Source organism: Kribbella sp. (genome assembly GCF_035687465.1).
Taxonomy (GTDB): Bacteria; Actinomycetota; Actinomycetes; order Propionibacteriales; family Kribbellaceae; genus Kribbella.
Genome location: NZ_DASRXP010000586.1, coordinates 1 through 7,152, shown reverse-complemented (window position 1 = coordinate 7,152; position 7,152 = coordinate 1). Strand labels below are relative to the sequence as shown.

4 protein-coding genes are annotated in these 7,152 nt (G+C 68.2%); 2 read left to right on the top strand and 2 right to left on the bottom strand.

The annotated features are described in order from the left end of the window. Positions 1-1,365: lytic transglycosylase domain-containing protein (locus VFG33_RS30985; RefSeq protein ID WP_325056533.1), on the top strand; the 1,365-nt coding region annotated here is incomplete at its 5' end. Between the two features lie 162 nt (positions 1,366-1,527). On the opposite strand, the gene VFG33_RS30980 is transcribed toward VFG33_RS30985, so the two are convergent. Both VFG33_RS30980 and VFG33_RS30975 read right to left on the bottom strand, forming a co-directional pair. Beyond that, on the bottom strand, positions 1,528-5,214 hold the full coding sequence (locus VFG33_RS30980) for a S8 family serine peptidase (RefSeq protein WP_325056532.1): 3,687 nt from the start codon (positions 5,212-5,214) through the stop codon (positions 1,528-1,530). A gap of 167 nt (positions 5,215-5,381) precedes the next feature. After that, complete coding sequence (locus tag VFG33_RS30975) at positions 5,382-6,344, bottom strand: TIGR03560 family F420-dependent LLM class oxidoreductase (protein WP_325056531.1); 963 nt, start codon at positions 6,342-6,344, stop codon at positions 5,382-5,384. 224 nt (positions 6,345-6,568) lie between these two features. On the opposite strand from VFG33_RS30975, the gene VFG33_RS30970 reads away from it, so the two are divergent. Continuing rightward, positions 6,569-7,152 (top strand): hypothetical protein (locus VFG33_RS30970; RefSeq protein WP_325056530.1); only part of this gene is annotated, 584 nt, incomplete at its 3' end.

Sequence of the window (7,152 nt, the reverse complement as noted above, 5' to 3'; positions counted from 1 at the left end):
GGATCATCGATGGCGAAGGGCAAGCGTCGCGCCACGAGTGGCGGGTGGCGTCAGGTGGCGCCGCTCGTTCCGCTGGCGTTGTTCGCGAGCGCATTCACCGTCAGTGCCACGGATGATCCGGCCGTCGCGACCGCGGCGCTGGATCGGGGGGTTGTCAACAACCCCGTGGTGGTACCGAAACAGCCGTTCGCGGACCCGGCGAACGTGCCGGTTCCCGGCAGCGTCGGCAACGGCGTGGACCCCGGGGAGCAGCCGACGCAGGTGATCTCCGGACTGTCCCGCAACGGCATCCCGACCGCGGCACTGAAGGCGTACTCGCGGGCCCAGCAGGTGTTGGCCCAGGTCGACCCGGTCTGCCGGCTGCCCTGGACCCTGGTGGCCGCGATCGGCCGGGTCGAGTCCAACCACGGCCGCTTCGGCGGGAACTCGCTGACCACCAGCGGCGTGGCGACGCCGGGCATCTACGGCCCGCGGCTCGACGGCGTGAGCACGGCGCGGATCAGCGACACGGACGCGGGCAAGTTCGACGGCGACTCGGCCTTCGACCGGGCCGTCGGACCGATGCAGTTCATCCCCGGCACCTGGCGTTCGATGGGTGTCGACGGTGACGGCGACGGCGTCAGGAACCCGCAGGACATCGACGACGCGGCGATGTCGACCGGCGTCTACCTGTGCTCGGGCACCGCCGACCTGACCAAGGCCGGCGACCTGAACCAGGCCGTCCTTCGGTACAACCACTCCCAGCAGTACGTCGACCTGGTGCTCAGCATCGCCAAGGCGTACGCGGGTGGTAGCTGGATCGCGGTCGGCAACGGGACCGAGAGCGACGGGCAGGGCATCGAGCGGGCCGACGGCGGGATCGACGACCCGACCATCGACGCCCCGGCGGACGACAACCTGCCGCAGGCGATCGACCTGCCGATCTACCCGGGCCTGGTGAAGCCGACCCCGGGCACCACGGAAGGCACCACCAAGCCGGGCGGCGACCCGACCAAGAAGCCAGGCAGCACGCCGACCCCGAGCAAGCCTGGCACCAGCAAGCCCGGGACGAGCAAGCCGCCGACAGGCAAGCCCAGCACCCCGCCCTCGACGCCGGCCCAACCAGGTGTGGCGACGCTGCAGACCGCGGCCGGCCTGGTGGTGGGCACAGTCGGTAGCACGCTGACCGAGCTGACCAAGGCCGCGCAGTACTGTCAGTCCGAGATGTCGAAGGTGACCATCACGAACCCGACCCAGGCTCAACTGCAGAAGTGCGTGACCGCCTTCCAGACCGGTGGCACCGCCGCGGTCGACCAGGTGATCCGCAATCTGCTCTCGCTGCTGGGTCTGCTCGGTCTCCTAGGAGGAGGAATCCTCGGGAACTGAGCCCCACAGACCGGCGCGCCTGCCCCCACCCCTCCCTTGGCGCGTCGCTGGCGACGCCACGGAGCCCCTCCCCCCGGCTTCGTGGCGTCGCCCTCTTCATGGTCAAGCGCTTACTTGAGAATTCCTCACTTTGTCGGCGGCCGAGACCTTCTCGATGGCCGGTCAGTTCAGCAGCCAGGCCTTCTCGATCGTCTGGGTGATCTCGTTGCCCGCCTTGTCCGCCACGGTGACCCGGAGGTTGACGGCCTTGGCGCCGGTCGGGGCCGCCGGCAGCTTGACGCCGAGCTCGCTCCCCGGGCCACTCTGCTGCAGACGCAGTCTCTGCCACGACTGCCCGTCGTACGAGATTTCCGCCGTGGTCTGGAACCGTCCCGGACCGCTGGCTCCCGGCTGGTAGCCAGGCTTGAGCCCAAGCCAAGTGCCACCCCGGGCCGGTACGGCGTTGTCGGCGCCGGTGCTCAACGCATAGTCCACCTGGACCAACGGCAGCACCGCCCGCGTCTTGGTCGGACCGGACTTGAACCGCCAGGCGGTCCGCGTCGCCGTCGACGTCTTCGCCCAACTGTTGTCAGCCCGCTTCACGTCCAGCGTGAGGTCGTACCAGGCATCGTGCTTCGGCACCGGGAACTGCGCGACCGACCAGTTCTTGCTCCCGTACTGCTTACCGTTGCTGCTCAGCGCGATCGAGGTCGTGTCACCCCCGTCAGCCCAGCCGTACCCAGTGCGATCGCCGTTCACGTACTGCGGGATCGCCACCCGGATCGCGTTCTCGAACCGGGCCACCGGCATCCCGTCAGCCTCGCCGCCGGCGACCGGCGGAACGGCCGGACGGGAGATCGCCTCCCACCAATCGCCGGTGACCTTCTCGTTCGGCCGGTAGCCGCGCGGGACACTGTTGGAGACTCCGGTGAAGTTCCATTCGCCGGCCACGCGCTTGGTCGACCACTGGGCTCCCGGCACATCGCTGGCCAGGTAGTCGGTCCGGGTCACCGAGCCAGGAATGTACCGGCCGGAGACCCAGGCGGTGGAGATCCCCGGAAGGTGGGCCGAGAGCCATTCCTCATGCAGGTTCCAGGCGTCGACCTGGTGGAAGTCGGTCGTCACCGCGGCGGGCCGCAGCTTGGCGAAGTCGTAGACCTGCGGGCCGCGGATCACCGACGGCCCCGCGGCCAGCTCATAGCGGTAGGTGGGGCCCTGCAGACCGGCGAGCCGCAGCGTGACGTCGCGCTTGGTCAGCAGGTCGAGCAGCTTCATTCCCTCCGGCTGGCGTAGCAGGTAGAACGGGATGCCGCTCTCGGTACTGGTGTTCCAGAAACCCGGTTGGTCGTTGTACATGAAGACCGCCCTGGCGCCCGCGTCCTTGGCCGCCTGGACCTGCGCGTTGACTGAGAAATAGTCGAGATAGCGGATCAGGGCGATCTCGCCCTCGGCGCCCTTCAGCTCCGCGGCGGTGCCGTCGCCACCGTTGAAGAGCCGAAGCTCCTCCGTGCCCACGAAGGGGGTCCGGATGTTTCCAGGATCGGGTGGCGGCAACCTGAAGCCGCCTGCGCCGAGCACGTCGACGGTCAGCATCGGCTGTTCCAGATCCCAGCGCTGGACAACCTGGAAGGTCCCATTGGTCACCTTGCCGAAGTCCTGCACGTAGATGCCGCCGGTGACCTCTCGATCGAGGGTGAAGCCCGATACAGCGGCCCGGGCTCCGACTTTGCGATGCCAGGCGAGCGTGATGTTGTTCGCCACCGTCTCCCGCGGGGTTCTGACCGTCACCTTGTTCGCCTTGCGGGCGTCGAAGACGAAGGTGCGATCCGTGCTGATCAGCTCGTCCGGATCGCCAAGCAGTGTGACCTCGTTGGTCCTCCCCGTGACGTCGCTGCCCATCACGTAGGCCATCACGCTGTAGCGCCCGGTCGGTACTGCCAGGGTGCGGCTGCCGGACCCGTCGAATCTGACATTCTGCGGGCGTCCGGTGTTGTGGTTCCACAGCTGCACGCCGCCGTACTCCGTGCCGACGGGAGCATCGGGCAAGCCGTCCCGGCCGATGCCCTTCACCGTCACCTGGTTCAACCGGCCACCGGCAGCGAACCCGAGTCCCACCCGGTACGCCGTGCCGCCGGCCCGGGCGATCACCGCACCGGCGTACTTCGCCGACTCGGTCTTCGCCAGGTCCAGCGTCACCGAGGCCGACGCGCTGGCGCCCGGGGCGATCCTCAGCTTCGCCGGGCTGACCTTCAGCGTCGGGCGGACGCCACCCGGTGACTTCACGTCGACAGACAGGTCGAGGGTGACCGGCGACCGCGAGTTGTTGCGATAGGCGATCTCACGGCGCACCGGTGCGGGTGCGTCACCCGTCCAGGACAGATCTCCGAGCGACAGGTTCGCCGTGTCGGTGAGGATCTTGGGGTCAAGGGCCTTCGGGATATCGATCCGTCCTAGTCCCTGCTGCGCCGCGGTCGCGCCCTCGCCGGAGACCGCAGTGGCGACGAGCGCGGCCTTCAGTTCCTCCCCGGTCCACTCCGGGTGCTTCTGCGCCAGGATCGCCGCGGCACCGGCCACGTGCGGCGCGGCCATCGAAGTACCGCTCATCGTCGTGGAGTACTCGTCGAGGTCACGGCCCGCGCTGGTGCCGGCTGCACGGGCAGCGGCGATCTCGACACCGGGTGCTGTCACCTCGGGCTTCAGCAGGCCGTCGCCCAGCCGCGGTCCACGGCTGGAGAAGTAGGCCAGCTTGTCGTCACGATCTATCGCGCCGACCGTCAACGCGGCCGCGGCGGCCCCGGGCGCACCGACGGTCTCCTCCTCGCCCGAGTTGCCCGCGGCGACCACGAAGAGCGCATCGCTGGAAGCCGACAACCGGTCGACCGCCTGGCTCATCGGATCAGTGCCGTCCGAGGGCAGACTGCCCAGGCTCATGCTGACCACCTTGGCGCCCTGCTCGACCGCCCACTCCATCCCGGCCATGATCCCCGAGTCGAGTCCGCTGCCGCCATCGCCCAGCACCTTGGCGATCAGCAGCTCGGCCCCCGGAGCGACCCCCTTGCGCTTGCCGTCGGACGCGGCGCCGAGGCCCGCGACCGTCGACGCGGTGTGGGTACCGTGACCGTGACCGTCCTGGACGGTCTCGCCGTCGACGAAGCTCTTCGAGCCGACGACCTGCTTCTTCAGGTCCGGGTGGAACTCGTCGTAGCCGGTGTCCAGTACGGCCACCTTGACCCCGGCTCCGTCGTACCCGGCCTTCCAGGCTGTCGGGGCACCGATCTGTTTCGTCGAGCGATCCAGCGTCGCGTAGGTCCTGCCGTCCAGCCAGATCTTACTGACGCCGCTGCGGGTCTTGGTGCTCTTGACACCGTTCCAGAAGTCCTTGGCCTGGGTCTTGTCCACCGTCACCGCGGTGGTGCCGACACTCGCCAGGGTCAGCCGCCTGGTCGCCGCCTCGGGGGTCTGAGGCGCGCTGCGTGAGGTGGCCGGCGCCGTGAGCATCAAGGGCAGGTTCGCCATCTTCGCGTCGTCGTAGCCCTGGGCAACCAACTGGGTCAGATTGAACAGCCGGTCGTCCAGCCGGCCCTCGACCAGCATCGGGTAGGCCTCGATCGGGACCAGGGTGAGCTCGTCCTCGAAGTCGCCGAGGTAGTAGTTGCCACCACCCACCAGATGCGCGGACCGCTTGCCGTCGGCGGTCGTGGTGATTTCGGCGACGTCACCGGTGATCAAGGTGATCCGGTGCGTACTCGCGCCCGGAGTCGGCTGCGCGGCCGGGCCCGGAGTACCGGACCCACCAGTAGGTGGAACCACAGCGTGGGCAGCTGTGACGGCCGACGCCAGCAGGGCGCCGACCGTCAGAGCGGAGGTCAAGGTGACAGCAAGGCGTGGCGGTCGCACAGGGGGCCCTTCACTGATGCCCCCACCCGACGTGAGGTCATTCCTGCGAGCCTCGCAGTTGCCTCCAGCCACAGTCCATCAATAACGCTGGCGCAGACCCGCCATGACCAGATCCTGCCAACCGGCAGGCAGTACAAGCATCAGGCGAAACGCTTGGCGACCTGCTCGATCCGGTCGACCAGGTCGAGGTCGTAGGCGACGCCCGGCACATAGAAGATGACGTAGTTCGCGCCGGCCTCGAGCGCGGCCTCCACCTTGTCCGCGATCTCGTCCTCGGTCGCGATCAGGTTGTCGCCGGCGAACTTCTCCCAGTTCATCGGGCCGAGCGCCTTCGCGGTCGCCTTCTGCGGGTCGTCACCCTTGTCGATCGGGAACGCGTTGATCCCGGTCGACTTGATGATCTCGTCGTAGTCGCGGCCGAGCTCGTCACAGTGGGCCTTGAGGATGGCCGCCTTCTCCTTGATCACCGCGGGGTTGCCGCCGCCGATGTTCGCCGCGTCGCCGTACTGCGCGACCAGCTTCAGCGTGACCTTGGGGCCACCGCCGCCGATCCAGAAGCTCGGGTGCGGCTTGCGGACACCCTTCGGCTCGTTGATCGGCTTGTCGATCGAGTAGTGCTTGCCCTGGTAGACCGGCTCGTTCTCGGTCCACATCTTGTAGATGATCTCGGTGGCCTCCCGGAACGCGCCCATCCGGTCCTTCAGTTCGGGCCACTCGTAGCCGTAGGCCTTCCACTCGTGCTCGTACCACCCCGCGCCGATCCCGGCGTACAGGCGGCCGTGGCTGGCCACGTCCACGGTGGAGGCGATCTTCGCGTAGAGCGCGGGGTTGCGGTAGCCGTTGCAGCCGACCATCTGGCCGATGTTCACCCGCTTGGTGTCGCGGGCCAGCGCCGCGGTGGCGGTCCAGCACTCGAAGGTGCTCTCCGTGCTCGGCTCCGGCACGGTGTGGAAGTGGTCGAACAGCCAGATCGAGTCCCAACTTCCCTCGTCCGCCCGCTGCGCGACCGCGGTCATCGCCTCCCACTGCTCGACCGGATCGGCGATCCCGGCGAGGTCCATCTTCCAGCCCTGAGGTACGAAAATCCCGAAACGTGAGGTCATGCCACCATCCTTCCGCCCGCACACTGAACCGGTCCAGCACTCCACCAACGGGATCCCCTCTCAATCGAACAACCCCACCTTCTGAATCCCGTCACGACGACGAACCACCGGACCCCGCTGAGCGTCGTACCGGATCGAGCGCCCGAGCAGAGCGGGCGCCGGACCGGGAGGCGCACACCATCGACGTCCGAACGAACAAGTTCGACCAACTCTTCGACGAGGCCGTGCCGCAGATCTCCGCCCAGCGGCATCAACGCGACTCACCACCCACCGAAGGCGGCCGCTGGCCCGTCGCCGTCGTACTCCGCCCTCCACCTGACAGCGACCTCGGCCTTCGCCTCGACCAACTCACCATCGAGGCCGGCGCGGTGGCTGGACCCGGTCATTGGCATACAGGCAAAGCCGGCTCGGCTCACCTCACAGTCCGCGCACTGGAGACCTACCGCCAAGAGGTCGACCTGTCGGAGCCTGTCATCCAGCGCTACCGCAGTGCCCTCCACACCGCAGCCGCTGACACCGGACCGGCCCAGATCCAGGTCACTGGTCTGACGCTCACCAAAGGGACCGTGATGGCGTGCGCGGTCCCTCTCGATCCTCAGGCCGATCTCTTGATGGACCGCTTCGCCGAAGCTCTCGGCCCTGATGGCTGGTATGAGCAGCCGGACGGCCGCCGCGATATCTGGTACCTCAACCTCCTCCACTTCACCACCGACCTGACCTCCCCGCAGCACCTGATCGACTGGGTAGCGGCCCGCCGCACCCTCGACCTCGGCCGAACCACCATCCCCGCCGCGGAACTGGTCCGCTT

Coding starts and splice junctions, on each gene's coding strand:
- VFG33_RS30975 (WP_325056531.1), bottom strand. CDS start 6,344: ATGACCTCACGTTTCGGGATTTTCGTACCTCAGGGCTGGAAGATGGAC.